Annotated in this window: 23 protein-coding genes; 9 read left to right on the top strand and 14 right to left on the bottom strand. The window is 70.9% G+C overall.

Annotation, left to right across the window (positions count from 1 at the left end; translation table 11 throughout):
• Positions 1-136: 136 nt before the first annotated feature.
• A complete protein-coding gene (locus tag E0504_RS25340) occupies positions 137-433 on the bottom strand; it encodes a hypothetical protein (protein ID WP_131625977.1) in 297 nt (98 codons plus the stop codon).
• Positions 434-655: 222 nt separating this feature from the next.
• Between E0504_RS25340 and E0504_RS50500 the strand changes: the two genes are divergently transcribed.
• From E0504_RS50500 to E0504_RS25325, 3 genes are all read left to right on the top strand, one after another.
• Entirely contained in the window at positions 656-814 is a 159-nt protein-coding gene (locus E0504_RS50500) for a hypothetical protein (RefSeq protein ID WP_165938605.1), read from the top strand.
• 299 nt (positions 815-1,113) lie between these two features.
• Positions 1,114-1,863 carry a helix-turn-helix transcriptional regulator gene (locus tag E0504_RS25330; RefSeq protein WP_131625975.1) on the top strand — a complete coding sequence of 250 codons (750 nt, stop codon included), beginning with the start codon at positions 1,114-1,116 and terminating at the stop codon, positions 1,861-1,863.
• Positions 1,864-1,866: 3 nt separating this feature from the next.
• Positions 1,867-2,337: an NUDIX hydrolase gene (locus tag E0504_RS25325; protein WP_131625974.1), complete on the top strand. Its 471-nt coding sequence runs from the start codon at positions 1,867-1,869 to the stop codon at positions 2,335-2,337.
• A gap of 200 nt (positions 2,338-2,537) precedes the next feature.
• Here E0504_RS25325 and E0504_RS25320 read toward each other — a convergent pair whose 3' ends face one another.
• The 4 genes from E0504_RS25320 to E0504_RS25305 all read right to left on the bottom strand — a co-directional run bounded on the left by E0504_RS25320 (position 2,538) and on the right by E0504_RS25305 (position 7,325).
• On the bottom strand, positions 2,538-3,605 hold the full coding sequence (locus E0504_RS25320) for a DUF222 domain-containing protein (RefSeq protein ID WP_131625973.1): 1,068 nt from the start codon (positions 3,603-3,605) through the stop codon (positions 2,538-2,540).
• 661 nt (positions 3,606-4,266) lie between these two features.
• Positions 4,267-5,013, bottom strand: coding sequence for a DUF427 domain-containing protein (locus E0504_RS25315; protein WP_131625972.1), 747 nt, complete (start codon positions 5,011-5,013; stop codon positions 4,267-4,269).
• Entirely contained in the window at positions 5,010-6,335 is a 1,326-nt protein-coding gene (locus tag E0504_RS25310) for a DUF427 domain-containing protein (protein WP_235013769.1), read from the bottom strand. Before E0504_RS25310 ends, E0504_RS25315 begins: the two co-directional genes overlap by 4 nt.
• Positions 6,336-6,428: 93 nt before the next feature.
• Positions 6,429-7,325 (bottom strand): alpha/beta fold hydrolase, encoded by an 897-nt coding sequence (locus E0504_RS25305; protein WP_112105356.1) that lies wholly within the window; start codon positions 7,323-7,325, stop codon positions 6,429-6,431.
• 82 nt (positions 7,326-7,407) lie between these two features.
• Between E0504_RS25305 and ddaH the strand changes: the two genes are divergently transcribed.
• Positions 7,408-8,364, top strand: a complete 957-nt coding sequence (ddaH, locus tag E0504_RS25300) for a dimethylargininase (protein ID WP_368672059.1) — start codon at positions 7,408-7,410, stop codon at positions 8,362-8,364.
• A gap of 209 nt (positions 8,365-8,573) precedes the next feature.
• Entirely contained in the window at positions 8,574-8,720 is a 147-nt protein-coding gene (locus E0504_RS25295) for a hypothetical protein (RefSeq protein ID WP_165938603.1), read from the top strand.
• A gap of 92 nt (positions 8,721-8,812) precedes the next feature.
• On the opposite strand, the gene E0504_RS25290 is transcribed toward E0504_RS25295, so the two are convergent.
• Positions 8,813-9,139: a hypothetical protein gene (locus E0504_RS25290; RefSeq protein WP_112105358.1), complete on the bottom strand. Its 327-nt coding sequence runs from the start codon at positions 9,137-9,139 to the stop codon at positions 8,813-8,815.
• A 504-nt stretch (positions 9,140-9,643) separates the two neighbouring features.
• Between E0504_RS25290 and E0504_RS25285 the strand changes: the two genes are divergently transcribed.
• From E0504_RS25285 to E0504_RS25275, 3 genes are read left to right on the top strand one after another with little or no spacing between them, the layout of a single operon-like run.
• Positions 9,644-10,840: an LLM class flavin-dependent oxidoreductase gene (locus E0504_RS25285; protein WP_112105359.1), complete on the top strand. Its 1,197-nt coding sequence runs from the start codon at positions 9,644-9,646 to the stop codon at positions 10,838-10,840.
• Positions 10,841-10,845: 5 nt separating this feature from the next.
• On the top strand, positions 10,846-12,042 hold the full coding sequence (locus E0504_RS25280; protein ID WP_131625970.1) for an LLM class flavin-dependent oxidoreductase: 1,197 nt from the start codon (positions 10,846-10,848) through the stop codon (positions 12,040-12,042).
• 28 nt (positions 12,043-12,070) lie between these two features.
• Complete coding sequence (locus tag E0504_RS25275) at positions 12,071-13,438, top strand: NtaA/DmoA family FMN-dependent monooxygenase (protein WP_112105361.1); 1,368 nt, start codon at positions 12,071-12,073, stop codon at positions 13,436-13,438.
• Between the two features lie 88 nt (positions 13,439-13,526).
• On the opposite strand, the gene E0504_RS25270 is transcribed toward E0504_RS25275, so the two are convergent.
• From E0504_RS25270 to E0504_RS25235, 8 genes are all read right to left on the bottom strand, one after another.
• A complete protein-coding gene (locus tag E0504_RS25270) occupies positions 13,527-14,933 on the bottom strand; it encodes an FAD-binding oxidoreductase (RefSeq protein ID WP_112105374.1) in 1,407 nt (468 codons plus the stop codon).
• Positions 14,930-16,768 (bottom strand): rhodanese-like domain-containing protein, encoded by a 1,839-nt coding sequence (locus E0504_RS25265; protein WP_131625969.1) that lies wholly within the window; start codon positions 16,766-16,768, stop codon positions 14,930-14,932. Before E0504_RS25265 ends, E0504_RS25270 begins: the two co-directional genes overlap by 4 nt.
• Positions 16,765-18,480 carry a dipeptide ABC transporter ATP-binding protein gene (locus E0504_RS25260; protein ID WP_373693936.1) on the bottom strand — a complete coding sequence of 572 codons (1,716 nt, stop codon included), beginning with the start codon at positions 18,478-18,480 and terminating at the stop codon, positions 16,765-16,767. Before E0504_RS25260 ends, E0504_RS25265 begins: the two co-directional genes overlap by 4 nt.
• Complete coding sequence (locus E0504_RS25255) at positions 18,471-19,361, bottom strand: ABC transporter permease (protein ID WP_131625968.1); 891 nt, start codon at positions 19,359-19,361, stop codon at positions 18,471-18,473. The genes E0504_RS25260 and E0504_RS25255 overlap by 10 nt, the downstream gene beginning before the upstream one ends.
• 9 nt (positions 19,362-19,370) lie before the next feature.
• Positions 19,371-20,321 (bottom strand): ABC transporter permease, encoded by a 951-nt coding sequence (locus tag E0504_RS25250; protein ID WP_112105365.1) that lies wholly within the window; start codon positions 20,319-20,321, stop codon positions 19,371-19,373.
• A 14-nt stretch (positions 20,322-20,335) separates the two neighbouring features.
• Positions 20,336-21,985, bottom strand: a complete 1,650-nt coding sequence (locus tag E0504_RS25245; RefSeq protein ID WP_112105366.1) for an ABC transporter substrate-binding protein — start codon at positions 21,983-21,985, stop codon at positions 20,336-20,338.
• Positions 21,986-22,097: 112 nt separating this feature from the next.
• A complete protein-coding gene (locus tag E0504_RS25240) occupies positions 22,098-23,282 on the bottom strand; it encodes an acyl-CoA dehydrogenase family protein (RefSeq protein ID WP_112105367.1) in 1,185 nt (394 codons plus the stop codon).
• Between the two features lie 52 nt (positions 23,283-23,334).
• Positions 23,335-24,177, bottom strand: coding sequence for an alpha/beta hydrolase (locus tag E0504_RS25235; protein WP_112105368.1), 843 nt, complete (start codon positions 24,175-24,177; stop codon positions 23,335-23,337).
• Positions 24,178-24,681: 504 nt separating this feature from the next.
• Here E0504_RS25235 and E0504_RS25230 point away from each other — a divergent pair.
• Positions 24,682-25,563, top strand: coding sequence for a LysR family transcriptional regulator (locus E0504_RS25230; protein ID WP_112105369.1), 882 nt, complete (start codon positions 24,682-24,684; stop codon positions 25,561-25,563).
• Positions 25,564-25,663: the final 100 nt, after the last annotated feature.

Below are 25,663 nucleotides of genomic sequence, written 5' to 3'. Positions count from 1 at the left end.
ATCTTCGAGCGATATCGAATCCCGCTTCATCCAATGCATCGGTCGCATAGATAGCAACCCGGGACCATCGGCTTGATCCTGGACCGCGAGCATCTACGATTTGGGGCACTCTCTTGAGTGTCCCGCCTTTTTGCGTCTACAGGCGGACGACACCTAATCTCGACAGTGAGAGCGCGCGACCGGGAGTGATAGGGACGTCGATTCGATCGTCTGTCACGGTCTCGATCAGGTCGCCATCCCGGGTGAAACAGCGTCGCGTTTCCCAGATATCGTCCCAGACGTCGACCGCTTCCACGTCGCCATCATCAAGGATCTGACGGACGATCGCCTCAAGATCCATCCGGCAGGCCCGCCACTCTGGTAGGTACCAGGTCCACCGCGACCGGGCTTCCGGCTTCTCGTCCGTCTTGACGCCTCTCACGACCACGAACACCGTGTCGTCCCCGTCGTCTCGTCTGCGTCGGGCGCAATGAACGGGTCGCCTGTATCAACGACCGGCGCATCCTGACCGTGCCAGTCGGGGTAGATCCGCACCCTCAAGGCTGACGGCAGGGACCGTAGTAGCTGACCGGCAAGGGCAGGAAGGTCGGCATGCCGAAGTACTTCACGATCCACGATCACGGACGAGGGTTCCCGCTCGCCCACGTAATTTAGAATGATCAACATCCTGCGCCTACCAGACCGGTTGTGGCGCCGGGCGCGCCGCCTGTTCCGCCTGTTCCGCTTCGGTCTGGAGCTCGACGGCCAGCCCATCGGCAGACTTCTCCACCGCGATCACGAGCGTCCGGGCGTCGTCGAGGAACTCCGCCATTGACACCCCGGGCTCGCTCAGAGCTTCCCGGGCCACGTCTTCCGGGAGGCGATCCCGGACCGCCACCCAAGGTAGATACACGGTCGAACTGCACTCGCCGCGCTTCCTGGTGATCTTCACGTATGGCACCGGTGCCCCCGTCTCCATCGTTTGAGTGGGCGCCCCGGTCGTGTGTGGCCCGTGGTAGCTGCCCCGGAGCGCCCATCGCCAACCTGACAGATGGCGAGGGACGCGGTTACCCCTTGCAAGGGACACCTTGGGACGTTCTATGCTTGAAACGTCCCTGCGTCCCCGGGAGAGGTATGCCCAACGAACGACTCCGCACCGCGCTGACACGCAAGAGCTGGACTCCGCCCACACTTGCGGAGACGCTTGGCGTCGATGCCAAGACCGTCGAGCGGTGGGTCACGAAGGGGCGGACGCCCCACCGGACCACCGCGATGCGTGCTGCCCGACTCCTGGGAGAAGATCCGGATTACCTCTGGCCTGATATGGGTAAGCGCGTCGCCATGGATGAGCGACACGGCGAGGTGGTGACGGTTTACACGGAGCGCAGTGCCGTTCCTAATGCGCTCTGGCTTGCCCTGTTGCAGGGTGCAAGCGAGCGAGTAGACATCCTGGTTTTCGCTGGCCTACATCTCCCCGAGGCTAATCCGTCCTGGGTGAGGGAAATTCAAAGAAAATGCGAGAGTGGCGTTAAGGTTCGGATATCCTTTGGTGATCCCGATTCTGTGGAAGTGCAAACCCGGGGGGAAGAAGAAGGGGTGGGGGTGGGAATGGCGGCTCGCATCAGGTACGCCCTGTCCTGGCACCAGCCGATTCTAGGTACCGAGAATCTGGAAGTCGGGTTCCACTCGACGGTTCTATACAACTCAATTCTACGATTCGATGATCAGATGCTGATCAATCCACATATCTACAGTATGCCCGCGTTTCGCGCCCCGGTCATCCACCTTCGCAGGATTCAAGGTGGACCCCTATTTGAGACCTATGCGGAGTCCTTCGACCGGGTCTGGTCGCAGAGTCGCATCATAGACCGTGAGGAGAGCTGAATCGTGCCCCGCGTTGACTACCTCGACGACCCTAACGCACCGAAGGCTAATAGCATTGTTCCCGCGGTGAGTGCGATCGTCCCTGATGATCAGGGCCGTATCCTGTTGATCCGTAGGACGGATAATAAGTATTGGGCAATTCCCGGTGGTGGTGTTGAAGCGGGCGAATCCGTGAGTCAGGCCACGACTCGCGAGGTGGAAGAAGAGACCGGAATTATTTGTGAAGTCACCGGAGTAGTTGGGATTTATTCAAATCCGGGCCATGTTGCTGCATATGACGATGGCGAGGTTCGCCAGCAATTCTCTATTTGCTTCAGAACGCGAATGGTGGGCGGGGTAATCCGGACGAGTAGCGAGTCATCGGAAGTTCGGTTCGTGTCGGCCAAAGAGGTTCTCACCTACAACATGCACCCGTCAATACAACTCCGAGTGCGTCACTATCTGGAATCGCGACCTGAGCCGTACATCGGGTAGGTACTGCAAACGCCGGGCATCTGCCCCGACAGGCCGCTGCAATGGCGCCGCCGGCAGCAGCATGCCCAGGGGCTGCCCCACCGCGGTAGGGCTGTGTCATCGATGACGGCAGCGACCGTCTAGTGCTGGCCCGATCACACCAATCGCGATCATGCCTCTGAAGGGCCCGCGTTCGGCGAGACCCGCGCTATCGGGGCAGGTCAGCGCATGGTGTATGAGGAACATTTGACTAGGATGCGCCGCCAGGTTGATCCCGGCCGGTGGGCCATGTCGTGGGCGATGGCGGCGGGGATGCTCCCGATTCCGGGGATCTCGCCTGGGGCTGTGGAGGTGCCGAGCAGGGTGGTGATGGGGACGATGACCTGGATGTCGCAGCTGAGGGGCTGGGCGTGTTGTGTGCGGCCGGTGAGGAGGTCGACGAGTACGTCGGCGCGGATCTGGTCGGTGGTTCTGTTGTCGGCTGTGGTGTTCTGGGTGGAGATTCGGCGGGCGAGTTGGTCAATGCGCTGGTAGCAGGCATGGGCTTCGTCGGCGGGGAGGAAGGCGGTCAGCCTGCTGGCGTTGTCTTCGCTGGTGAGGATCCGAACCCGGCGTTCGGCTTTTCGTGCTTGGGTGCGTGCGGTGGAACCGTCGGGGTCGAGGGTGTGTACGGCGCGTCGGGTGGCGTCGGTGAAGGCTTCTCTGGTGCGGCGGGGGCCGCCGTGGAGTACGTGTTTTTCGACGGCTGCCACGAGGTCGTCGTCCAGGGGTCGTGTGGCGCGTGCGAGGGTGTGGAGTCGTGGGAGGTCGATGCGGCCTTTTCTCAGTTCGTGGAGTGCGTGGGGGAGGCGGTTGGTGATGGTGCGGGCGTGGGACATGTCGCGGGCGGCGGTGATGGGGGAGACGCTGATCTCGATGGCGACGTCCTCGGGTGCGAGCTCGCTGGGCGCTGCGGTGGTTGTGGTGTTGTCAGGTGAGCAGATCCGGGCGAGTGCGGCGAGGTCCTCGATCATTTCTGCCTGGATCCAGCCCAGGAGCATGGCCTTGCTCTGGTAGTTGTCGAGGTGATGGCGGAATTGTTCGGCAGCCGACCCGCTGCCGGAGATCTGGTTGGCCTCCTCGGTTTGTGTGATGGCGATTTCCTGCGCCGTTGTGAAGGTCGGTCTGGTGTCTCCGGTCAGTTCGGCGTGTGCGGCTGCGAGCACGTTGAGGAGGAGTTTCGGGTGCCGCTTTGGCTGCTCTGTATTCGTCTCCGACGTCTGGGGCGGGGTGTGGCTGGGTGTGTGCATGGGGATGACCGCCTGCCAACGCGAGACCGTTTCGAACGTGCGTTCGACTCTAGGTGAGGTTGGTGCGGTCAGGCAAGCGTGCTCGTTGACGAGACCACAAATGTGTCTCCTGCGCTCGCGGGGAGGTCCCCGGGCTGTGTGAGCGCGCCGGCGAGATGGTTCTCGCCCGTCTCATCGCACCCCGCTATTGGTGCCCCGACCAGGTATTTTTCCCGGCGGAGGGACCGGTCCGGACGCGGTGCGCGAAGGCTGTCGGTCGGCCCGGCAAGGCGGTTGACCGGATTGGGTGGTCCGCGTAGCGTCGTCGCGGACGGTGATTGTCGGCGGGTGTCACCGTCACATTGACGGCAGGGCTAAATGTCGTCGAATCTATAAATGAATTCGAGGGTTATCAAATAAACAGTGCCTGGATGGTTGGGTGGGTTCCGGTGTCGCGGGATTCTCTGCGCCACGTCGGGTTCGTGGGCCGGCCAGAGTTGAGGGCGGAGTGGTCGGTGCGACTTTTCGGGCCGAGTCACACCGCCGTCGCCTGCGATCACACCCGCACTTCGGCCATCCAGGAGATCATGCCCTGGGTGGCCGCGCGGTGATCGCGGCTGGGTCGGCCGATGGCGGCCCAGCCGCGATGCACCCCAGCTGCTGGGAACGGCGACTTACCCGGTCAGCACCGTCCGCCGTTACTGCAGGTCGGTCCGTCCGGCTGCGGCTCGAGGTCCTCGAGGGCGCGGGTCGGGGCGGGCAGATCGTGCCTCACCGTCACACGCGATCCGTCGAAGCTCAGCAGGCCGGAGATCGGGATACTTTCGGGGAGCGGATCCTCGTACGACCAGGCGACGTCCTCCACGACGACGTCCCCGACGATCGCCGACCAGTAGGACGCGGCTCCCTTGTAGGGGCAGTAGGTCGTCGTCGTGCTCGGGCGGAGAAGTCCCATGTCGACCTGCTGGCGGCGAACGTACAGCCGTGGTGCGAGCGCGGACTCGTACAGGGCAACGGTGTCCGAGGTGTCGACGAGGACCGCGTCGCCGACCTCGACGCGCAGGCGCCGAGTCGAGCGAAGGCAGTCGACCCGGTGGTAGGGGTTGCGCGGATGCCCGAGCATCCGTTCCTCTTCTTCCCACCATTCGTCGACAGCGTCCCATGGAACCCGTACGTGTCCTGCGACGGCGGGCTCGGGTTCGGATGCCACAGTCACCTGGACATCCTCGGAGGGGAACGCATAGGTCGGAGGTTGTCCCGGTGCATGAACCAGCAGCACTCGCTCGCTGTCGATCACGGTCCGACCGTCGGAACGGCCGCGTACCCGACGTTGGAAGGGCTCGACGTAGACAAGCGGTGTCGGGAGAGACGCGCTGAAGCGGCCGGCTGGCCGCGTGGACAGGGGGCCTCGTCCAGTCGTGAGACTCATAGCGCGGTCCTGTCGTCGACCGCGCGCCCGTCATTCCTGAAGCCCCGCATCATGGCGTCGACGGTGAACGACGAGATCAGTGCATCGGCCTCGTCGTAGACCCGGCATTCGGAATGGGTCATTCCGTCGCCGGCGAAGGTCGACAGATGGTGATAGCGCATCCAGTGGTCGGCCCGGACATTGGAGTGAAAGGAGATGCCAATCGCGTTGATCCCCATCGACAGCGTGCGATGGGCCTGGTTCTGGCCGACCCCCTCATGCGGGCGCAGGGCGGCGGCGATGGAGATGTGCCCGGTGAACTGGGCGAGCAGCCCGGCCTGTAGGCACGGGTCGTCCGGCACCGTGCGGAACCGGACCCATGTGTCGATGACCGGAGGACCCACGGGCGCGGCCGGGTCGTCGGTGTACGCCGCGTCGACCATGCGGATGTCGCGTCCGGTCACGGACATGTCGTAGGGCTTGCTGTCGTAGGGGCCTGCGGATGGCGGCGGGGCCGCGGAGTGGCGGACGACGTCCGGTGCGGTGACATCGAGCAGCAGGGTGCCGCTGGCGCGCCGCTTTCCGCGCTGGGAGACGTGTACTGCCAGCGTTGTGAAGCTCCGGCCGGAGCTGAGCTCGTCCACCTCGAACTCGAGAGGTTCGCGCGCGTCCGCTGCCCGGTAGAACACCATGTGCGCCGAGACAACCCGCCGCCCGGGCGCGTGGCGACCGCCGGCCACCACGGCCTGCCCGAGCATCTGGCTGCCTTCGACGACAGGCCGCCGGGGATCAGCAAGGGCCACGCTGACGTATCTGCGGTCGCCGGCCTGGCGGACATTCATGATGTCGATGAGATCTGAGGCGTCGCCCCAGGTGGGGAAGCGTTTGATCGTGCTGTCGCGGGGCTGCTCGCCGGGGAGCTCGTCGACGATCTCCACCCGGACCCGGTCGTGGTCGAAGGCGGCGAAGTCGGTCAGCCACTCCAGGCCGGAAGCCGGCTGGGTGAAGGCCCACAGCGCGTCCCGGCCGTCGACCGTCGTCGTGCTGGCGGGGTCGTGCCAGTCGACGGCGTCGGCGTCGACCTTCCCCTCGAGGGACCACAAGCGTGCCGTGCCCTTCACCGGGCACGACACCGTCCGGCCCTCGTCTCCGAAGGAGTCGAACCGGATGTCGGAGCGTGGAAAGTAAAGGACGGGGACCTGCCCCGGTTCCTGTACCCGGACGGCGGCTGTCGACTCCGCGACCAGGGTGTCACCCCACCACGCTCGGGCCGGGTAGGGGCATGGCTGCCGAGTTAAAGCCGGATCGCTTGCCGACGTCGCGTCGGCCGTTACAGGCTGCACGTCACAGGAAGCTAACACTGTGCCCAGGGTTGGGACGAGGAATCCGGAGTCGAGGGGCATCGGACCCGACTGTTTCGAGCCGTCGGTGGCCGCTCAGTGGGTGCCCGCCGTCGAGGACAGGCGGGTCAGCCACCCGAGGACCAGTGAGTTGAACACCTCGGGGTGCTCCTGATGCAGCCAGTGGCCGCCCGGCAGCACGTGAACCTCGTCGGACGGGCCCGCGGACAAGTCGCGTTCCCATTCGGCCTGGTCGGCGCGCCGTTCCCCGTACACGGACAGCACGGGGCAGGTCCGCTTGGCCAGGTAGTCGTCGCTCTGCTCCCGGCGGCCGAACTGGTCGACATCCAGCCACATGCCGGCGAAGGCCGCCTGGGCCACGTCGACAGGTACGCCCAGCGCGCGTCGTCGGTGCCAGGTCGTCAGGTGCTCGGGGGCGTCGGGGCCAGCCAGCGCCGCGAGATACCTCAGCAGGCGCTCGACCCCGCCCGGCTCGCCGAGGTTCGCCAGCGACCGTGCGGATCTCTCAACGTCAGCTTCGGGCAGGCCGTAGGCGGGCTCCACCGCGACGACGGCGCGGACGAGATCGGGATGTTCCACGGCCAGCGCACTGGCGACCATCGCGCCCAGCGAGTGTCCGACGGCGACCACCCCGCCGTTGCTCGCGGTCACCCCCAACTCGCGAAGCAGGGCCGCGATGTCGGCGGCCAGGATCCGCGGCCGCAGCCCCTTCGAACCGGTGGACCGACCGTGGCCACGCAGATCGACGGCGATCACGCGGTGGCGCCGGAGGAAGGCTGGGATCTGGAAGTTCCAGTCGTGCGAGTCGCAACACCAGCCGTGGACGAGCACCAGGGGCGGGGGTGCGCTGGGCGCTCTCGTCCCGTTCAGGCTCACCGGGCCTGGGCTCTCACCGAGGATCGCGGTCCCGTCCCGGGCCGGATCGTCGGTGAAGAACAGCCTGGTCTCGACCCCGAGGTCGAAGTACGGCATCGGTAGCCCCCGTTCGCTAGACGACGTTCGTTGACAATGGACTCGGGTGAGGACGCCGCGTCCGGCCCTGGAGGGCCTGCGCATGGCACGGACGAAGTCCTGCCAGACCGACGATCCGTGTCCGTCCGATGTTCCCGTGATTCCGCGGTTGTCTCGTCCGCGGGGCCTGCGGCGGCGGGCTGGCATCCTGGGGTGCGTGGACGCTGCCCCGAGGGATTCGACTGTCTCGCGTCGAGCCTCTGCCCGCAGGTACCTCATGTGTCCACCGGAGTACTTCGACGTCACCTATGCCATCAACCCGTGGATGCGCCCCGAGGTACCGACGGACCTCGCCCGGGTACACGCCCAGTGGGAGGCGCTGCGGGCCGTGTATCTGGGGCTGGGCCACCAGGTCGAGTTGGTCGAGCCGGTTCCCGGGCTACCGGACATGGTCTACGCGGCCAACGGCGGCCTGGTCGTCGACGGCATCGCGGTCGGGGCGCGTTTCCGGTACCCGCAGCGGCGGGCCGAGGCTGACCACTACCTCGACTGGTTCCGCGGGGCTGGAATGCGGCGGGTGCACGCCCCGTCGTACGTCAACGAGGGCGAAGGAGATTTCCTGCCGGTCGGCGGCGTTGTCCTGGCCGGGACGGGTTTCCGTACCGAGCCACGTGCGCACGCCGAGGTGGCGGGTGTTCTCGGCCGCAGGGTGCTGACCCTGGAGCTGGTCGATCCGCGTTTCTACCATCTCGACACCGCGCTCTGTGTCCTCACCGAGGACCTTGTCGCGTACTACCCGGCGGCATTCAGCGCGCGTAGCAACGCCCTGCTCCAGGAGACGTTTCCGGGGGCTCTCACGGTGTCCGAGCGGGAGGCAGTCGCGTTCGCGCTGAACGCGGTCAGTGATGGGCTGCACGTGGTGATCTCGGCCGATGCTGTCGGGTTCGCGAGCACTCTGCGTGACCATGGATTCATCCCGGTCGGCGTGGCCACGGATGAGATCCGGCGGGGTGGCGGCGGCGCGAAATGCTGCACGCTGGAACTGCGTCCGGCCGGCTGAGCCTGGCCGACCGAGCTCGGGAGTGCTCACCAAGCGAGACCGCCGCGCCGTTTCGGCGAAGATCGTGCACGTTCCGTGGGCGCGCCGGGCGTGGCAATCAGGACAACTTTCGCCTGATGCGCTGTGGAGGTACTTTCTATCGCGGCATGAAGTACTCTGGAGAGAATCATCGGGACGACGTCGGACAACCTATGACTAAAATTGTTACGATGGTCGCGGCCGTGGACGGCCTGCCGACCATAGAAGAAACAGATGCAATGCTGGTCGAGCTGAACCGGCTTCCACGGGATCCGGTGGTGACCGATCTGATCGACGAGCTGCTGGATTTCCGGTCGCTCCTCGCCGCCGCCGTCTGAGCGGCTGCTCCGAAGCGACCGGAACCCGGCTACGCCGGACGGTGTTTCCGCCCTACCGGGCAGGTGACGCCGTCCGGTGAGACCTCATCGGGTCACTGCTGCGCCCCGAACGGCTGGCCCTGCTGCTGGCTGCCCTGGCCGCCCTGGCCGAACTGGTTGTACTGGCTGGAACCGAGCCGGTCGCGCGAGGCGCCGCCCAGGGCCGAGCCGGCTCCGACAAGCTCCTGGATACGGTTCTCGACGTACCGCTCGCTGTGGTTCGTCTTGTCCGCGATCCGCGCAACGAGGTCGTTGACGCTGGTCGACGCGTCCAGGTCGGCGGTGCTCACCTGACCGAACTGGTCCAGGATGCGGTAGCGGATCTGGCGCCAGTTCTGCCGAAGCTGCTGCTCCACCTGCTGTGCCTGCTGCTGCTCCATGGTTCGGGAGACTCCTTTCAGTCGGGCTTTTTATTTCCCGCTAGGCGGCGCCCATGACGCTACCCCAGAAGCGCTTCCCGGCAAAGTCGAGGACTAATTATGTGGGCTGGTGGCAGGGTGGGTGTGGCGTCCATCTCCGTCGGGCGAATCCTGAATTTCGAGCTGTTCTAAATAGTTCGGATTCTGCGGTCTGGTCGGCGGGTCGCGGGATGTTCGACGGCTTTGTTGCGGCGCGGGCGCGTGCGTCGGCATTGCCGCTCGCCGCCGATCGCGGGAGCGCCGGTCGCGGATGGGGCGGCGGGCGGGCGAACCCGGCGCGATCCCGCACACCGACCGGCGCGGGCGAAACTGCCCGGGCGGAACGGTCCCGGCTGAACGATCCGGGCGGAACGCGGGCCGGCAGAGTGGTCAGGGGGCTGGACAGCGTGCGGCGACAGCCATATCTTCACTAATTGACTGAACAAAGTGGGGTTACTGACGGTGGTCGAAGGGCGGTGGCTTCCCATGCCCCCAGCAGGCTCAGTCCCGCTGTCGGTGCTCGACCTGGCCCCCCTCCCCTCGGGATCCTCGGCGGCCGACGCGCTGCGCAACACGCTCGATCTGGCCCGGCAGGCCGAGCGGTTCGGCTACACCCGCTACTGGCTCGCCGAGCATCACCTGACCCCGGGGGTCGCCTCCGCCGCACCCGCCGTTCTGATCGCCCTGGTCGCAGCGGCGACGGAGAGGATCAGGGTCGGCTCCGGGGCGGTCCAGACCGGGCATGACACGGCGGTGGTCGTCGCCGAGCAGTTCGGCACGATCGCGCACCTTCACCCCGGGCGGGTCGACCTGGGGCTTGGTCGATCCAACCTGGGCCGCTTGGTCGACCGGGCCGCCAAGCCCACGCCGAACGGCACAGCGCAGCCCCTGAACGGCACAGCGCAGCCCCTGAACGGCACAGCGCAGCCGCCGCCTCGACCCTCGGCGCGGGTGGTCGACGGCCTGCTCCTCCCTGAGTCGCCGGCGGTCACCTTCGACGTGGAGCGCCTCGGCCGGCAGTTGCGGCTGGTCGGTTTCCGGGACGGACCCGAGGAGGACTACACCGCGCTGGTCCGCGACATCCAGGCGTTCGTCGGTGGTACCTACCGTGCGCCTGACGGTACGGCGCTGTCCGCGCCGGCCGCGGAGGGCGCAGATCTGGAGATCTGGATCCTGGCGGCGACCGCGGGCGGGAGCGCGCTCACGGCCGCGGCCCTCGGCCTGCCGCTCGGCGCGAATTACCACATCGTCCCGTCCACGGTGCTCGAGACGATCGCGGCGTACCGGGCCGCGTTCCGGCCCGGCGTGCTGAACGAGCCGCGGGTGATGGTCTCCGCCGACGTCGTCGTCGCGTCGGACGACGAGACCGCCCGCCGGCTCGCCAGCGGCTACGGTCCGTGGGTGGCCAGCATCCGCGCGGGCGGTGGCGCCATCCCGTACCCGAGCCCCGGGGAGGTGGCGGCGCGCGGGCTGAGCGACGCCGAGCGGGCACTGGTCGCCGACCGGGTGGACACCCAGTTCGTCGGCTCGCCCGAGACGGTCGTGCGGGGGCTGCGGGTCCTGCGGGACGCCACCGGCGCCGACGAGCTGCTGATCACCACGATCACCCACGATCACGCCGATCGCGTGCGTTCCTACGAGCTGCTCGCCGAGGCCTGGTCCCGGTCGAGCGCGGTGGGCTGACATCGATGACCGGTCCCACCGCCCCGGGCGAGCTGCGGCTCGCCGTCGCGCTCGACGGCTGCGGCTGGCACCCCGCCGCCTGGCGGGAGCCCGACGCCCGTCCCCGCGAGCTGTTCTCCGGCCGTTACTGGACGGAGCTCGTCCAGGAAGCCGAGCGTGGCCGGCTCGACTTCGTGACGATCGAGGACACGCTGGCGCTGCAGTCGTCCCGGTATGACGGCCCGGACGGCCGGGTCGACCAGGTCCGCGGCCGGCTCGACGCTGTCCTGGTGGCGGCCCGCGCCGCGCCGCGCACGCGGGCCATCGGCCTCGTCCCGACGGTGGTCGTGACGCACACCGAGCCGTTCCACGTGGCCAAGGCCGTCGCCACTCTCGACCATGTCAGTTCCGGGCGGGCCGGGGTGCGGGTCAGGGTCCGCGCGGGGCGGGACGAGGCCGCCCATTTCGGCCGTCGTGACCTGCCGCCGGCGCGGCCCGCGGACCTGTTCGACGAGGCCGCGGACTACGCCGAGGTCATGCGCCGGCTGTGGGACAGCTGGGAGGACGACGCCGAGATCCGCAACGTGGCCACGGGGCGGTTCATCGACCGCGACAAGCTGCACCACATCGACTTCGCGGGCCGGTGGTTCAGCGTGCGGGGTCCGTCGATCGTGCCGCGCCCGCCGCAGGGGCAGCCGCTGGTCACCGCGCTCGCGCACGCGGCCGTCCCGTACCGTTTCGCCGCGGGTTCGGTGGACCTCGTCCACGTGACACCGCGCGACGCCGCCGACGCGGCGCGGATCCTGCGCGACCTGCGGGCCGAGCAGGCCGCGGCCGGGCGGCTCGCGGAGTCCCTGCGGGTGTTCGCCGACCTGGTGGTGTTCCTCGACGAGGCTGAGGGCCGGGCCGCCGCGCGCAGGGCCCGCCTGGACGAGCTCGCGGGCCGGGAGTTCCGGTCGGACGCCGCCGTCTTCGCCGGCACGCCGGCCGGCCTCGCCGACGTCCTCGAGGAGTGGGCGGGGGCGGGTATCGACGGATTTCAGCTGCGCCCGGCGGGGGTTCCCACCGATCTGACCGCGATCACCCGCGGGCTGGTGCCGGAGCTCCGGCGTCGTGGCCTGGTTCCGCCCGAGTACGGCGCGGACACGCTGCGCGGCCTGCTCGGGTTCCCCCGGGCGGCCAACCGCTACGCCGCCGCCCCACCCGAACCCGCCGCCACCTGACGCGTCCGTCCTGACCGGGAGGAACCGGATGAGCAGCCCGACCAGGCAGATCCACCTCGCCGCGCACTTCCCGGGCGTGAACAACACGACCGTGTGGAGCGACCCGCGTTCGGGCAGCCACATCGCGTTCGAGTCGTTCGTCCATTTCGCCCGGACGGCGGAACGGGCGAAGTTCGACTTCCTGTTCCTGGCGGAGGGGCTGCGGCTGCGGGAGCAGCGCGGGCGCATCCACGACCTGGACGTCGTCGGGCGTCCAGACACGTTCACCGTGCTCGCGGCGCTGGCGGCGGTGACCGACCGGTTGGGCCTGGCCGGGACCATCAACTCGACGTTCAACGAGCCGTACGAGGTGGCCCGCCAGTTCGCCAGTCTCGACCATCTCTCCGACGGGCGCGCCGCGTGGAACGTCGTCACCTCCTGGGACGCGTTCACCGGGGAGAACTTCCGCCGCGGTGGCTTCCTGGCCGAGGAGCAGCGCTACGAGCGCGCCGAGCTGTTCCTGCGGACGGCCAGCGAGCTGTTCGACTCCTGGCGGGGGGACGAGATCGTCGCGGACAAGGAGTCCGGCGTCTTCCTGGCCGATGCCAAGGCGGGGGCGTTCGAGCACCACGACGCCCACTTCGACATCAGCGGGCAGTTCACGGTGCCGCGCAGCCCGCAGGGCCGGCCGGTGATCTTCCAGGCCGGTGACTCCGACGCGGGCCGGGAGTTCGCCGCCCGGTCCGCCGACGCGATCTTCAGCCGGCACAGCACGTTCGACGCCGGGCAGGCGTTCCACGCGGACGTCAAGCGCCGCCTCGCCCGCTACGGCCGTGCGCCCGAGGATCTCCTCGTCCTGCCGGCGGCGACGTTCGTCCTCGGCGACACCGACGCGCAGGCGCGGGAGCGGGCCGAGGAGGTCCGCCGCCAGCAGGTCAGCGGCGCCACCGCGATCCAGTTCCTCGAGCAGGTGTGGAACCGCGACCTCGGTGACCACGATCCGGACGGGCCGCTGCCCGAGGTCGACCCCCAGCCCGGGGAGAACACCGTCGCCCAGGGCAGGGCGAGCGTGCGGATGTACGAGGACCGGCTGGCCACCGCCCGCCGCTGGCGCGAGATCGCCGAGGCGGGGAAGCTCACCACCCGCGAGCTGGTCATCGAGGTCAGCGGGCGGCAGGCGTTCGTCGGCAGCCCGGCGACCGTCGCGGACACGATCAACCGGTTCGTACAGGCCTGCGCGGCGGACGGGTTCATCCTCGTCCCGCACATCACCCCCGCCGGCCTGGACGAGTTCGCGGACACGGTCGTCCCGCTGCTCCAGGAACGCGGCGTGTTCCGGGCCGACTACACGGGGACGACGCTGCGCGACCATCTCGGTCTCGCCCCGGTACCAGGATGGCCGGTTCACGCGGTCTGAGGCTTTCCTGCGGCAGACCCGGGTAGTGGCCAACAGGGACGGTCGCTGCCCGAGATCGAGGCCGACCTCGGGATGGCGGTGGATCCGGTCACAGGCCGCGACCGGGCGAGAGGATCCCGGTCGGGTCGAACAGGCGCCGCAGCCGCTGCTGCAGGGAGTGGTTCGCCGTCCCGAGCTCCGCGCCGAGCCAGCGGCGCTTGAGCGCGCCGATCCCGTGCTCGCCGGTCACGGTGCCGCCCAGGTCGAGTGCGGTCTGGAAGATCAGGTCGGCGGCCTTCCACGCCTCGGCCGGGATCTCGTCCGTCTCCCCGGCGGGGCCGCCCGCGCCGCCCGTGCGGTCCACGACGATGATCGGGTGCAGGTTGCCGTCGGCCGCGTGGGCGATGGTGAAGATCTGGACACCGGTATCGGCGCCGATCTCGGCGATCCGGGCCGCCGCCCGCGCCAGCCGCGACCGGGGGACGGCGATGTCCTCGATCAGCACCCGGCCGATCCGTTCGAGGGCCGGCAGCGCCGCCCGGCGCGCCGCCAGCAGCTCCGCCGCCGCCGCGTCCGTGGTGTCCGCGGAGCGGCGCACCGCGCGGGCGCGGCCGCGCAGCACCGCCTCGACGGCGTCGGCCTCGTCGCCGGCTCCGGCGCCGTCGGTCTGGACGAGCAGGAAGGCCTGTCCCGAGGTGGCGAGGTCGCTGCCCGTCGCCGCGTCCACGGCCCGCATGGTCGGCCCGTCGAGCAGCTCCGCCATGGCCACCACGATCCCGGTGGCCATGATCTCGGTGACCGCGTCCACGGCGGCGCCGAAGGAGTCGAAGAACGCCGCCAGGGTGACCGTGCGTCGCGGCGCGGGCCGCAGCCGCAGGGTGGCTCCGACGACGACGCCGAGCGTGCCCTCCGAGCCGACGAACAGCCCGGTCAGGTCGTAGCCGGCGACGCCTTTGACGGTGCGCCGCCCGGTGCTGACCAGCTCGCCGTCGGCGAGGACCACGTCCAGGCCGAGCACGGACTCCCGGGTCACGCCGTACTTGGCGCACCGCAGGCCGCCCGCGTTGGTGGCGATGTTCCCGCCGACGGTGGAGATCGCCGAGCTGGCCGGGTCGGGGGAGTAGGTCAGGCCCACCGCCCGCGCGGCCCGGTCCAGGTCGTCGGTGATCACCCCGGGCTCGACGACGGCGACCGCGTCCGCCACCGACAGCTCGCGGATGCGGTTCATGCCGCCGAGGTCGAGGATCACGGCCCCGTCCGGGGCCGCGGCGCCGCCGGCCAGACCTGTTCCGGCGCCCCGTACCGTCACCGGGACCCCCCGGGCGACCGCCTCGCGCAGCACCGCCCGCACGTCGTCGACGGTGTGCGCGAACGCGACGCCGAGCGGCCGCCCCGGCGGATGCCATCCGGAGCGGTCGAGCCGGTGGGCGTCGACGACCGCGTCGTCCTGGCTCCACCGCCCGCCCGGCAGTACGGCCGTGAACGCCTCTCCTGCCGTGAGCCGCCGGTCCGTCATGGCCCGGTGGCGACGGGCCGCTGCGGGTCCGAGGACCAGGCGGACCACGAGCCCGGGTAGAGCGCGGCCTCGATGCCGGCGGCGGCCAGCGCCGCGATCTCGTGCGCCGCGGTCACCCCGGAGCCGCAGTAGACACCGACCGGTTCGCCCGCGCCGGTCGTCCCCAGTGCGGCGAAGCGCTCCCGCAGCCGTTCCGGGGAGAGGAACCGGCCGTGCTCGTCCAGGTTGTCGCCGGTGGACGCGCTGACCGCGCCGGGGATGTGGCCGGCGCGCGGGTCGACCGGTTCGATCTCGCCGCGGAAGCGCTCCGCGGCGCGGGCGTCCAGCAGCACGCCGTCGCGGGCGACCCGGGCCGCCTCGTCCGCGTCGAGGGTGGGCAGGTGACCGGCGTCGAGGACGACGCCACCCGGCTCGGGGACGACGTCGCCGGTCGCCAGCTCGAATCCGGCCTCCCGCCAGGCGCCGAGCGCGCCGTCGAGGATGCGGACGTCCGTCAGACCGGCCCAGCGCAGCAGCCACCAGGCCCGCGCGGCGGCCAGCCCGCCGTTGTCGTCGTACACGACGACTCCCCGGCCGGTCGCCACCCCCCAGCGTCGGGCCGCCCGCTGCAGGTCCTCGACGGCGGGCAGCGGATGGCGTCCCGCGGTCCCGCCCGGCGGGGCGGCCAGCTCGGTGTCCAGGTCGACGTACACCGCGCCCGGCAGGTGGCCGGCCAGGTAGTGGTCCCGCCCGTGCGGGTCGCCCAGCGCCCAGCGGACGTCGAGCAGCACCGGCGCGCGGGCCGTCGTGAGCTCGTCGTGCAGTCGCTTCGCGTCGACGAGGACGTCACCGGCGCGCGGCGCGGAGGCGAGCAGTTCGGCGATGTCGCTCTCGCCCAGGCCACCCGGCCCCAGCCCGCCCCGGGCGGCGAGGGCGATGTGTCGCTGCACGCCCGCGTTCAGCGGGGCGGACGTCCCGTGCAGGCGGGCGAGCAGCGCGATCTCGCCGTTGAGGAAGTCCGATTCCACCGAGGCACCGCGGGCCAGGCTCTGCCACGTCGAGCTGCCCTGGCGCGGATGGCCGGGGATGTCGTGCAGGACGAAGCCGGACAGGTCCAGCCCGGTGTCGCCGGAGAGCAGGTCGGTCACCTCGACCCCGGCGTTGGTCAGCACCTCGCGGGCCTCGGTGACGAGGGTCGCGCCCAGCGTCTCGCGGGCCTTGCCGGGCGGGTAGACCGCGTCGAGGTTGTAGGCGAGGTTCCCGAGCAGTTTCCCGGCCTTCCACCGTTCGACGTCCGGGACGACCTTCACGCCGAACTGCGCGCGGCGCAGGTCGGCGGCGATCCGCGTCGCCGCCGCACTCTCGCCCCGCGGTGCGCGCCCCAGGTAGAAGGCGCCGGCCAGGGGAGCGGCCGGCGAGACCACCTCGCCGGGCGTCGAGTAGGACGAGGGGATGATCACGACCGCGTCGATGACGGTGTCGAACCTGCGCAGCGCGGTGCGGGCGTTCTCCACCCCGTTCTGCAGGAGCAGGATGGGCAGCTGCTCGGCGGCGGTGCCACCCGGGCGTACCGGCTGCCACGCCCACTGGGCGACCAGGGCCTCGGTGTCCTGGGACTTGGTGGCCAGGACCAGCACGTCGCCGGGGAGCAGGTCGATCTCGTCCGGACCGCCGACGGCGGGGAGGGGGAGGCGCCGGTCGGAGTCGGGCCGGATGTAACGCAGGCCGCCGGCGCGCAGCGCCTCCAGGTTCGCCCCGCGGGCGACCAGGACGGCGTCGATGCCCGCGCCGTGCAGCTGGGCGGCGACGGTTGCCCCGACGGCACCCGCTCCGATGATGACGTATCTGCTGGTCATTCCGTCTCCTCAGGTCGAGGTGCCGCGAGCGCGGCGGCGAATCGCTGGCCGGGGATCGCGCCGAGCAGTTCCCGGGTGTGGTCCTGAGCCGGTGCGGCGAAGACGTCGGCGGCGGGGCCCTGCTCGACGACCCGTCCGGCGCGCAGCACCGCCACGTGGTGCGCGAGCCGGGCGACGACGGCCAGGTCGTGCGAGATGAAGAAGTAGCTCACGCCCAGGTCCTGCTGCAGCTGGCTGAGCAGCCGCAGGATCTGGTCCTGCACCGACACGTCGAGCGCCGAGACCGGCTCGTCGAGGAACACCAGTTCGGGTGCCAGCGCGAGCGCCCGGGCGATCGCCACCCGCTGGCGCTGGCCGCCGGAGAGCTCGGTCGGGCGGCGGTCGCGGAAGTCCCGCGGCAGCGCCACCTGGTCGAGCAGTTCGCTCACCCGCGCCTGGCGGCTCGCCCGGGTGCCCACCCGGAACGACACGAGCGGTTCGGCGATCGACTCGGCGACGGTGAAGCGCGGGTCGAGGGAGGAGAACGGGTTCTGGTGGACGAGCTGGAACCGCCGCCGCAGCGGGCGCAGCGCGGACCAGCCGGCCTCGGTGATGTCCGTGCCGTCGAGCAGGACCCGACCGGTCGTCGGGGCCTCCAGCCGCATCGCGATCCGCAGCGCGGTGGTCTTGCCGGATCCGGACTCGCCGACGAGGCCGAGGGTCTGCCCGCGGCGCACGGTCAGGCTCACGTCCTCCAGCGCCCGGAAGGTGCGCGCGCCCCCTCTCGTCCGGGGCAGGGTGAAGTCCTTGGTGACCCCGTCGAGGCGCAGGATCTCCGGCGCGGTCCGCACCTCGGTGAACCGCGGGACGACCTGCCCCGCGCCGGACGGCGCGGGAGCGGCGCCGATCAGCCGCCGGGTGTACGGGTCGCACGGCGCGAGCAGGACCGTCGCCGGCTCACCCCGCTCGACCACCCGGCCGTCCCGCAGGACGACGACGTGGTCGGCGCGGTCCGCGGCGACACCGAGGTCGTGGGTGATGATCAGCAGGGCGGTGCGGGTCTCGCTGACCAGCCGGGCGAGATGGTCGAGGATCCGGCGCTGGACGGTCACGTCGAGTGCACTGGTCGGCTCGTCGGCGACGATCAGCCGCGGACGGCCCGCCAGCGCGATGGCGATCAGCACCCGCTGGCGCATGCCGCCGGAGAGCTGGTGCGGGTACTGCCGCGCGCGCAGGACGGGTTCGTCGAGGCCGGCGCGTTCGAGTGCCTCGACCACCGCGGCGGACAGCAGCCGGCGGTCGACGCCGCGTCGGCGCGCCGCCTCGGCGACCTGTCCGCCGACGCGCATCGTCGGGTTCAGCCCCACCATCGGGTCCTGGGGGATGAGACCGACGACCGGGCCGCGCAGTGCCCGCAGAGTGCGCTCGCCGGCCCGGGTGACGTCGGCGCCGCCGATCCGGATCGTGCCCGCGGTGATCCGCCCGTTGGCGGGCAGCAGGCCGAGGACGGCGTTGGCCGTGGTGGTCTTGCCCGATCCCGACTCACCCACCATCGCGACGGTCTCACCGGGGGCGATGACGAGGTCGAGGTCGGTCACCGCGGGATGGGCGACACCGGAGCGGTCGAGGTAGGCGACGCCCAGCCCGGCCAGCTCCACGACGAACCCGCCGTCCGTGCCTGCCACCGGTACCGGCGTTGGGGTCGGGGTCGGGGTGGGCGGGTTCACTGCCACCGTCGCACCTCCTCCAGGGTCCGGGCGATGTGGTTCAGGCTGAACACGACCAGCCCGACGAACAGGCCCGGCAGCAGCGACAGCCAGGGGCTGGTGATGAGGTAGTTGCGCCCGCTGGATATCAGCGTGCCCCATTCGGCGGCGGGAGGCGCCGCCCCGAAACCGAGGAAGCTCAGCGCGGAGATCGCCAGCACCGCGGTGCCGAAGTCGAGGACGGCGAGTACGGCCACCGGACCCCACGAGTTCGGCAGCACGTGCCGCAGCAGCACCCGCCCCCAGGACGCCCCGCCGGTCCGGGCGGCCTCCACGTAGGCCTGACCGCGGACCCGGAAGACCTCTGCTCTGGTGGTGCGGGCGAAACCGGGTGCGATGCCGACACCGACCGCGATCGCGACGGGCAGGGTGCCGAACCCGATCGCGGTGACGATCGACAGCGCGAGCAGCAGCGCCGGGATCGCGAGCAGCACGTCGACGAGGCGCATGAGCACGCTGTCGACCCAGCCACCGGCGAACCCGGCGACGACCCCGATCGCCAGACCCGCCACGGCGGCGACGAGCACCGCGCCACCGGTGGCCCTGATCGTGAGCGTCGAGCCGTGCACGACCCTGGAGAACAGGTCGCGGCCGAGTTCGTCGGTGCCGAAGAGGTGGTCCAGCCCCGGGCCGCGCAGCTTCTCGGCCGGCGAGGTGGCCGTCGGGCTGTGCCAGGTGAACAGGCCCGGCAGCAGCCCCGAGACGACGACCAGCACGACGAACACCAGCGCCAGCAGGAATCCGGGCCGGCGCAGGTAGGGCCGTGCCGCCTGGAACAGCGCGGCGCGGCGCACGGCGGCGGACGACCCGGACCGGCTCCCACCGGCGACGAGAGTGTTGTCAGTCATCGGTACCGCCTAGACGACCCGCGGCGTGTGCGCCACCCGCGGGTCGAGCAACGAGTAGAGCAGGTCGACGAGCAGGTTCACGGCGACGAAGATCGCGGCCGCGACGATGACGACCGCCTGGACCACCGGCACGTCCTGGGCGAGGACCGACTGCTGCGCCAGCCGGCCCACCCCGTCCCGGGAGAACACCGTCTCGACCACCACGGAGGAGGTGACCGTGTAGCCGACGAGCAGGCCGAACAGGGTCAGGCCCGGCAGCAGCGCGTTGCGGAACGCGTGCCGGAGCTGGATGCCCGCGCGGCTGAGCCCCTTCGCCCGGGCCGTCACGATGTAGGGCTCCTGCCAGATGTCGCCGAGGCTCTTGATGAGCACCTGGGCGAGGATCGACGCCCCGGGCAGCGCCATCGTGATCCCGGGCAGGACCAGGGTGCGCCAGCCGTCGGTGCCGGTCGCCGGGAACCAGCCGAGGGAGAAGGCGAACACCTGGATGGCGAGCAGCCCGACGAAGAACGTCGGCAGCGACACCCCGACGGCCGGCAGCCGGGTCAGCAGCGACCGCGCCGGGCGCCACTGGACGTAGGTCGCCAGGTAGGCCAGGCCCACCCCACCGACCAGCACGATCGCGATCGAGAACGCGGTGAGCGCCAGGGTCGAGGGGAGCTGGTCGGCCAGCAGGCTGCTCACCGTGACGTTCTGGGTGAGCGAGTCCCCGAAGTCCAGGCGCAGGGCCCCCCACATCCCCTGGAAGTACTGGGTGATCACGGGATCGTCCAGCCCGTACCGGGCCTTGAGCGCCGCGAGCTGCTCGGGTGGGACCTGGTCGGCCTCCACGCCGCCGGCGGACAGCTGCAGGGCGATCGGATCGCTGGGCAGGACGTGCAGGATGACGAAGGTGACCGTGTAGGCCGCCCAGAGCACCACCAGTGCCTGGGCGACCCGTCCGGCGAGATATCTCGGCATCGTCGTGGCCGACGCTAGCTGGTCAGCCAGAGGTCGTTGGCCCGCAGGAAGCCCTCCGACGTCCAGGCGAAACCGTGCACGGTGTCGGACAGCCCGACCACCTGCAGCCGGTCGTAGAGCGGGAACACGACTCCCTCGTCGATCAGCAGCGTCTGCAGCTCCTCGTAGGCGGCGCCGCGCTCCTCCGGGTCGGCGGTGGTCAGCCCGCGGGCGAACAGTTCGCTGATCTTCGTCGCGGTCTGCGGCTCCTCGCCGTACCTGGAGGCGTAGTGCGGTGCCGCCGCGCTGTCGAGCATGGCGCCCAGGACGCTGGGGTCGCCCCGGGTCAGGTAGCCGGGCGTCAGGTCGTAGTCACCGGCGGTCGCCTGTGGGATGGCCTGTGCCTGCGTGACGACCTTGATCTGCAGGTCGATGCCGACCTTCTTGAGCTGGTCCTGCAGCAGCTGGTCACCGGCGCTCGCCGCGGGGGTGAGGTAGGTGAGGGTCAGCTTGCGGTCGCCGGAGTGGCGGTAGCCGTCCGAGCCGGGCTTCCAGCCGGCCTCGTCCAGCAGCTTCGCCGCGCCGTCCGGGTCGTGGCCGAGCTTCGCCGAGAGGTTCGCCGCGTACGGGGTCGTCGCGTCGTAGGGGCCCTGGACGACCGGGTAGCCCTCCCAGAAGACGGTGGAGGCGTAGCTCCCGCGGTCGATCGCCTTGTTCAGCGCCTGGCGCACCAACGGGTCGGACAGCGGGCGGTCACCGGTGATGTTGGGGAACAGCAGGCCGGAGATCCCGGGCAGGGAGCGGGTCTCGATGGTGCCGCCCGCGGCCTTGACGACCTCCTGGTCGGCGGAGCTGATCGGCAGCCGCGGCCAGGCGATGTCGATGGCCTTGCTGGTCAGGCTGCCGACCCGGACGCTGTCCTCGGCGATGTAGCTGACCTCGATGCCGTCGACGTGGGCCGCGCCGGTGTTCTCGACCAGCTCGCTGGGCCAGGCGTAGCCGTCCCGCCGGTGCAGCTTGATCTCCTTGCCGGCGGTGTAGCTGTCGAGCTCGAACAGGCCCGAGCCCACCACCTTCCCGGTGCAGCGGTCCTCGGGGGTCTCCTTGTATGTCTGCGGCGAGAGGATCGCCAGGGTCGTGGTGGACGTCGCCTGCAGGAAGGCGGCGTTCGGCGTCGAGAGCTTCACGGTGACGGTGCGCGGGTCGACCACCGTCGTCGACTCGTAGCCGGCCAGGAGGGAGAGCCCGAGCGGCGACTTGGCGCCCAGCTCGTGCACCCCGTCGTAGGCGGTCTTGACCGCGTTCGCGTCGAGCGGGGTGCCGTCGCTGAACGTCACGCCGTCGCGCAGGACGAAGGTGTACTCGGTGGCGTCCGGGTTCACCTTCCAGCTCTTCGCCAGCCAGGGCACGATCTTCCCGGTCTCGGGGTCCTGGTCGGTGAGCGAGTCGGCGAAGTTCCGGTTGATGCTGCGGGTCTCGATCACGTAGACCTGGTTCGGGTCGAAGCAGCTCTGCAGGCTGCTCCAGAACGCGATCTTCAGGGTGCCGCCCGGTACCGGGGTCCCGGTGTCCGTGCCGCCGTCTCCACCGGACCCGCCGCCCCCGCACGCCGCCAGGGTGGCGGAGGCGAGGACGGCTGCCGCGGTGAGTCGCCGCGTGGATCGGCGGCGGCGCGAGGTGCTCATGGTCAGGGTGCTCCTCTAGCGATGAGCTCAGGTAGTGGTGATCTCAGGACGTTGGGGATCCTCGGAACCTGTGCAGGGCGGGAGGAACCGGTCGGCGTGACCGGACGGTCGTTCAGCGCGCGAGCGCGTGGCGGCCGGCGACCAGCAGCGCGGTGTCCTCCTGCGGCGGGTGGACCCGGGCGCACAGCACGTCCCGAAGGTGGCGCTCGAGTGGGTTGTGCCTGGTCAGCGCGGGATTGCCGATCGCGGCGACGGCTGTCTGCACCGCCGTGACGGCGGCCCGGACGATGAGCGGCTTCGCGAGCACCAGACGCTGCGGGGGGATCGACTCACCGGCGTCGATGCGGCGGCCCAGCCCGAAGGCGAGCTCCTCGGCCAGGACGAGCTGGGCCTCGATCTCCCCGGCCACGGCCTGGATGCGTTCGGTGGTGGCGATCGGACGTCCCAGCCCGGTCGGGACGCGCTCCTGGGCGAACCGGGCGAAGAAGTCCCGCGCGGCCCGGGCGACCCCGACGTACAGGGCGGACGCTCCCAGCGCCACGCCGGCGAACGCCGCGTCGCCCCGGTGCTCCGACGCCGGCGCCCCCTGGAAGTTCTCGGCCGGGATCTCCACGTCGGTGTAGATCGCGTCGTGGGTGCTGCTGGCCCGCAGGCCGAGATGGTCCCAGGTGCGCTCGATCCTGATCCCGGGGGAGTCCCCGGGGACGATCGCGTGGCCCTGCAGCGGATCGGCGTCGTCGGTCGCCGCCCACACCAGGTGGTAGCTCAGCCCCTCCGAACCCGTCGCATAGCCCTTGTGCCCGTTGAGGACCCAGCCGGACGCCGTCCGCCGGATCGTCGTGGCCGGCAGCCCGCCGCGGACCGGCGCGCCCAGCTCGTGCTCGGCGCGGATCGCGTTGATCAGCACCGGCTGCTCGAGGGAGTCGCGGACGACCTTGCGGTAGAGCTCGTCGGGCCACCACGGGTCCTTGCTCTGCAGGGCGTGCTGGAACACGGTCATCGCGGTGATCAGGGCGACGGACGGGTCGCCCTGCCCCAACGCCCCGAACACCCGGATGCTGTCGACGGAGCTCAGGTCGGCGCCGCCGTAGCGCGGGGCGATGCCGAGGCGCAGCAGGCCCGCGTCGTGGACCACCCGAAGGCCCCGCCAGGGGAACTCGGCCGAGCGGTCGTGTTCCTCCGCGGTGGCGGCGAGCTGGGCGGTCACCGCGGCGAGGGCGTCGTCGGTGACGTCCACCGGCGGGAGTGCCGACCGCGCGTCGACGGTCGGCGTCGTCGTACCGAGCTCGATGGTCATGGCGTTCCTCCGCGGCGCGGGACGGGCATCGTCGGCGTGGACGTGGGAGTCGTCATGCCCAGCTCGTCCACTCGGCGATCCGGGGGAGCGCGGCGGCCGGGGCGGCGAGCCCGGCCGGGCCACTCTCCGTCTGGGGAAGGGCCCGAAGCCGCTCGAGGAACAGGACGATGACGGCCGCGGCGGTGCGGTGCGTGGCGTCGTTGAGCGCGTCGTGTCGGCCGCCGGCGATGGTCACGAACTCCGCGGACGGCGCCTTCGCGACGCTCGCCCTGGCCGCCCGCACCGGGCTGACCAGGTCGGCGTCACCATGGACGGCGAGCACCGGCACCCGTACCAGGCCCAGGTCGGCGGCGGCGAGCCAGCCGGCGGGCACCGGGTCCAGCAGCGCGCCGCGCCGAACCCGCGGGTCGTTGCTCAGCCGCGACTGGTGGGTGGGGCAGGCGGTGCGCTCGGCCAGCTCGTTCTCCCAGGAGTCCGCCCGGGCCGGCCCGTTGTCCCCGGCGCCGCTGTCCGCCGGCTCGCCGGCGGTGGGCAGGCCGGCCAGGATGACGCCGTCGACCTCGTTGCGCGCGCCGGTTCCGGTCGCCGCGAGGGCCGCGACGAACGCGGCACCGGCGTCGGAGCCGGCGAGTACCCGCGGGCCGGGCAGGTCCGGGTCGTCGAGCAGCTCGCGGACGCGGGCCCGGGCCCCGTCCTCGTCGCTGGTCGCGTCGGCGACCACCCTGACCTTGTACCCGTCGGCCGCGATCCGGGTGCCGAACCGCTCGTAGACACCAGGGTGCTCGCCGCGGCCGGCGACCAGGATCACCGTGCCGCGCGGGGCCACGGGCTGCGGGTTGTCCCACCCGGCCACCGCGTTGGCCGGGGCGTCCTGGACGACTTGGAAGGAGGTCATCGCTGAAGTCCTGTCGTGTGCGGTCGGGTGGCCGCCGCGGACGTCGATCCGCGGGCGGCGCGTGGCGTGGTGAGTTGGGGCATGCCCCGCCCACGCAGCCGGATCTGACGGCGCGGGGTGGATACCGGGGCGCCGGCCTGTGCCCCGAGGGGTACGTCAGGCGACCGCGGCCGCGGGGCCTCGGTGCCGGGCCGAGAGGCAGGAACCGGCCCGCCGGGACCGGCCCGGTCTGCCGCCGTCCCGACCGCGCGGCGCGGACGCGCGGGCGGTCAGTGAGCGCGACAGCAGGCCGAGGCGAGGGTTCCGTAGTCGACGAAACGTCGGCGGGTGAGGACCCGCGGCGCTGCCGCGACGCCCGCCGGGTGCCGGCCGGTGGCACTCGCTCGTCCCGGCGCGCTCCCGCCCACATTCCCCAGCATGTGCATCAGGATGGTTGGAAAATCGGGCAGTGTAAAGCCGCCCCGAGTGATCAAACTGATCGCAAAACGTGATAGATCACATAGAATGGCTGCCGTGTCCAACACGCTGGATCTGACGGCGCTGCGCAGTCTCGTGGCCATCGCCGACTGCGGTGGATTCCGCCGCGCGGCCGAGGCGTTGTGCATCTCCCAGTCGGCGGTGAGCCAGCACGTGCGCCGGCTGGAGAAGGTGGTGGGCCGGCCCCTGGTCGAGCTGGTCGGCCGCGGCTCCCGGTTCACCCCCGACGGCGAGCTGCTGCTCTCCGCCGGGCGGCGCATCCTCGCCACCCACGACGACGCGCTGGAGCTGCTCGGAGTGGGCGCGTCCGTCCTACAGCGCCTGATCACCGTCGGCTCGACCGAGCACGCCGCCGACCACCTGATCCCCCGGGTGATGGCCGTGCTCACCGAGCAGTTCCCGGACGTCGAGGTCAGGTTCCGCCTCGACCGCGGCGTCCGGCTCGCCCACGCCCTCGACCGCGGCACGCTGGACGTCGCCGTCCTGGTCGGGACGGGCGGCAGCCCCGCGGGGCGCCCGGCCGGGCTGCTCCCGCTGGCGTGGTACTCGGCCCCCGGCTGGCTCGTCCCGCCGCCGGACCGCCCGCTGCCCCTGGTCGCGGTCGACGACCCGTGCACGATCCGAACCCAGGCCCTGACGACCCTCGCCCGCGCCGGCCGGGTCGCGTCGGTCGTCGGCGAGTCCGGCTACCTGGCCGGGGTTCTGCACGCGGCGCGGGCCGGCGTCGGAGTCGCCCTGCTGGCGGACGTCGGCCCGCCGCCGCAGGGCCTCGAGCGGCGGGCCGACCTTCCCGCGGTCGACCCCGAGCCCATGCAGGTCCGGCTGCGCCGCGGAGCCTCCCCACGGCTGGCCAGCCTCATCGCCGACGCGGTCGCATGCACCCTCGCCGCCGGCCGCGCCCCCGCCTGACCACCCCCGCGGGCCGCTCACGGTCGCAGCGGGATGGCGAATCTGCCAGGTCGAGGTGGCCGGGGTGGTGGAAGTGACTGCTAGAGCGCCGGTCAGGTAG

It is taken from the genome of Parafrankia sp. BMG5.11, from assembly GCF_004337455.1.
Note: the sequence above shows the minus strand (reverse complement) of the source record. Positions and strands in the feature narration are given on the sequence as shown.

What these genes read in the sequence shown, in the direction of transcription:
- E0504_RS25275 (WP_112105361.1), top strand. Translation starts at nt 12,071, where the DNA reads ATGAGCAGCCCGACCAGGCAGATCCACCTCGCCGCGCACTTCCCGGGC.
- E0504_RS25295 (WP_165938603.1), top strand. Translation starts at nt 8,574, where the DNA reads ATGGTCGCGGCCGTGGACGGCCTGCCGACCATAGAAGAAACAGATGCA.
- E0504_RS25240 (WP_112105367.1), bottom strand. Translation starts at nt 23,282, where the DNA reads ATGACCATCGAGCTCGGTACGACGACGCCGACCGTCGACGCGCGGTCG.
- E0504_RS25235 (WP_112105368.1), bottom strand. Translation starts at nt 24,177, where the DNA reads ATGACCTCCTTCCAAGTCGTCCAGGACGCCCCGGCCAACGCGGTGGCC.
- ddaH (WP_368672059.1), top strand. Translation starts at nt 7,408, where the DNA reads ATGGCACGGACGAAGTCCTGCCAGACCGACGATCCGTGTCCGTCCGAT.
- E0504_RS25305 (WP_112105356.1), bottom strand. Translation starts at nt 7,325, where the DNA reads ATGCCGTACTTCGACCTCGGGGTCGAGACCAGGCTGTTCTTCACCGAC.
- E0504_RS25230 (WP_112105369.1), top strand. Translation starts at nt 24,682, where the DNA reads ATGGCTGCCGTGTCCAACACGCTGGATCTGACGGCGCTGCGCAGTCTC.
- E0504_RS25315 (WP_131625972.1), bottom strand. Translation starts at nt 5,013, where the DNA reads ATGAGTCTCACGACTGGACGAGGCCCCCTGTCCACGCGGCCAGCCGGC.
- E0504_RS25250 (WP_112105365.1), bottom strand. Translation starts at nt 20,321, where the DNA reads ATGCCGAGATATCTCGCCGGACGGGTCGCCCAGGCACTGGTGGTGCTC.
- E0504_RS25290 (WP_112105358.1), bottom strand. Translation starts at nt 9,139, where the DNA reads ATGGAGCAGCAGCAGGCACAGCAGGTGGAGCAGCAGCTTCGGCAGAAC.
- E0504_RS25285 (WP_112105359.1), top strand. Translation starts at nt 9,644, where the DNA reads ATGCCCCCAGCAGGCTCAGTCCCGCTGTCGGTGCTCGACCTGGCCCCC.
- E0504_RS25320 (WP_131625973.1), bottom strand. Translation starts at nt 3,605, where the DNA reads ATGCACACACCCAGCCACACCCCGCCCCAGACGTCGGAGACGAATACA.
- E0504_RS50500 (WP_165938605.1), top strand. Translation starts at nt 656, where the DNA reads ATGATCAACATCCTGCGCCTACCAGACCGGTTGTGGCGCCGGGCGCGC.
- E0504_RS25270 (WP_112105374.1), bottom strand. Translation starts at nt 14,933, where the DNA reads ATGACGGACCGGCGGCTCACGGCAGGAGAGGCGTTCACGGCCGTACTG.
- E0504_RS25330 (WP_131625975.1), top strand. Translation starts at nt 1,114, where the DNA reads ATGCCCAACGAACGACTCCGCACCGCGCTGACACGCAAGAGCTGGACT.
- E0504_RS25245 (WP_112105366.1), bottom strand. Translation starts at nt 21,985, where the DNA reads ATGAGCACCTCGCGCCGCCGCCGATCCACGCGGCGACTCACCGCGGCA.
- E0504_RS25280 (WP_131625970.1), top strand. Translation starts at nt 10,846, where the DNA reads ATGACCGGTCCCACCGCCCCGGGCGAGCTGCGGCTCGCCGTCGCGCTC.
- E0504_RS25255 (WP_131625968.1), bottom strand. Translation starts at nt 19,361, where the DNA reads ATGACTGACAACACTCTCGTCGCCGGTGGGAGCCGGTCCGGGTCGTCC.
- E0504_RS25265 (WP_131625969.1), bottom strand. Translation starts at nt 16,768, where the DNA reads ATGACCAGCAGATACGTCATCATCGGAGCGGGTGCCGTCGGGGCAACC.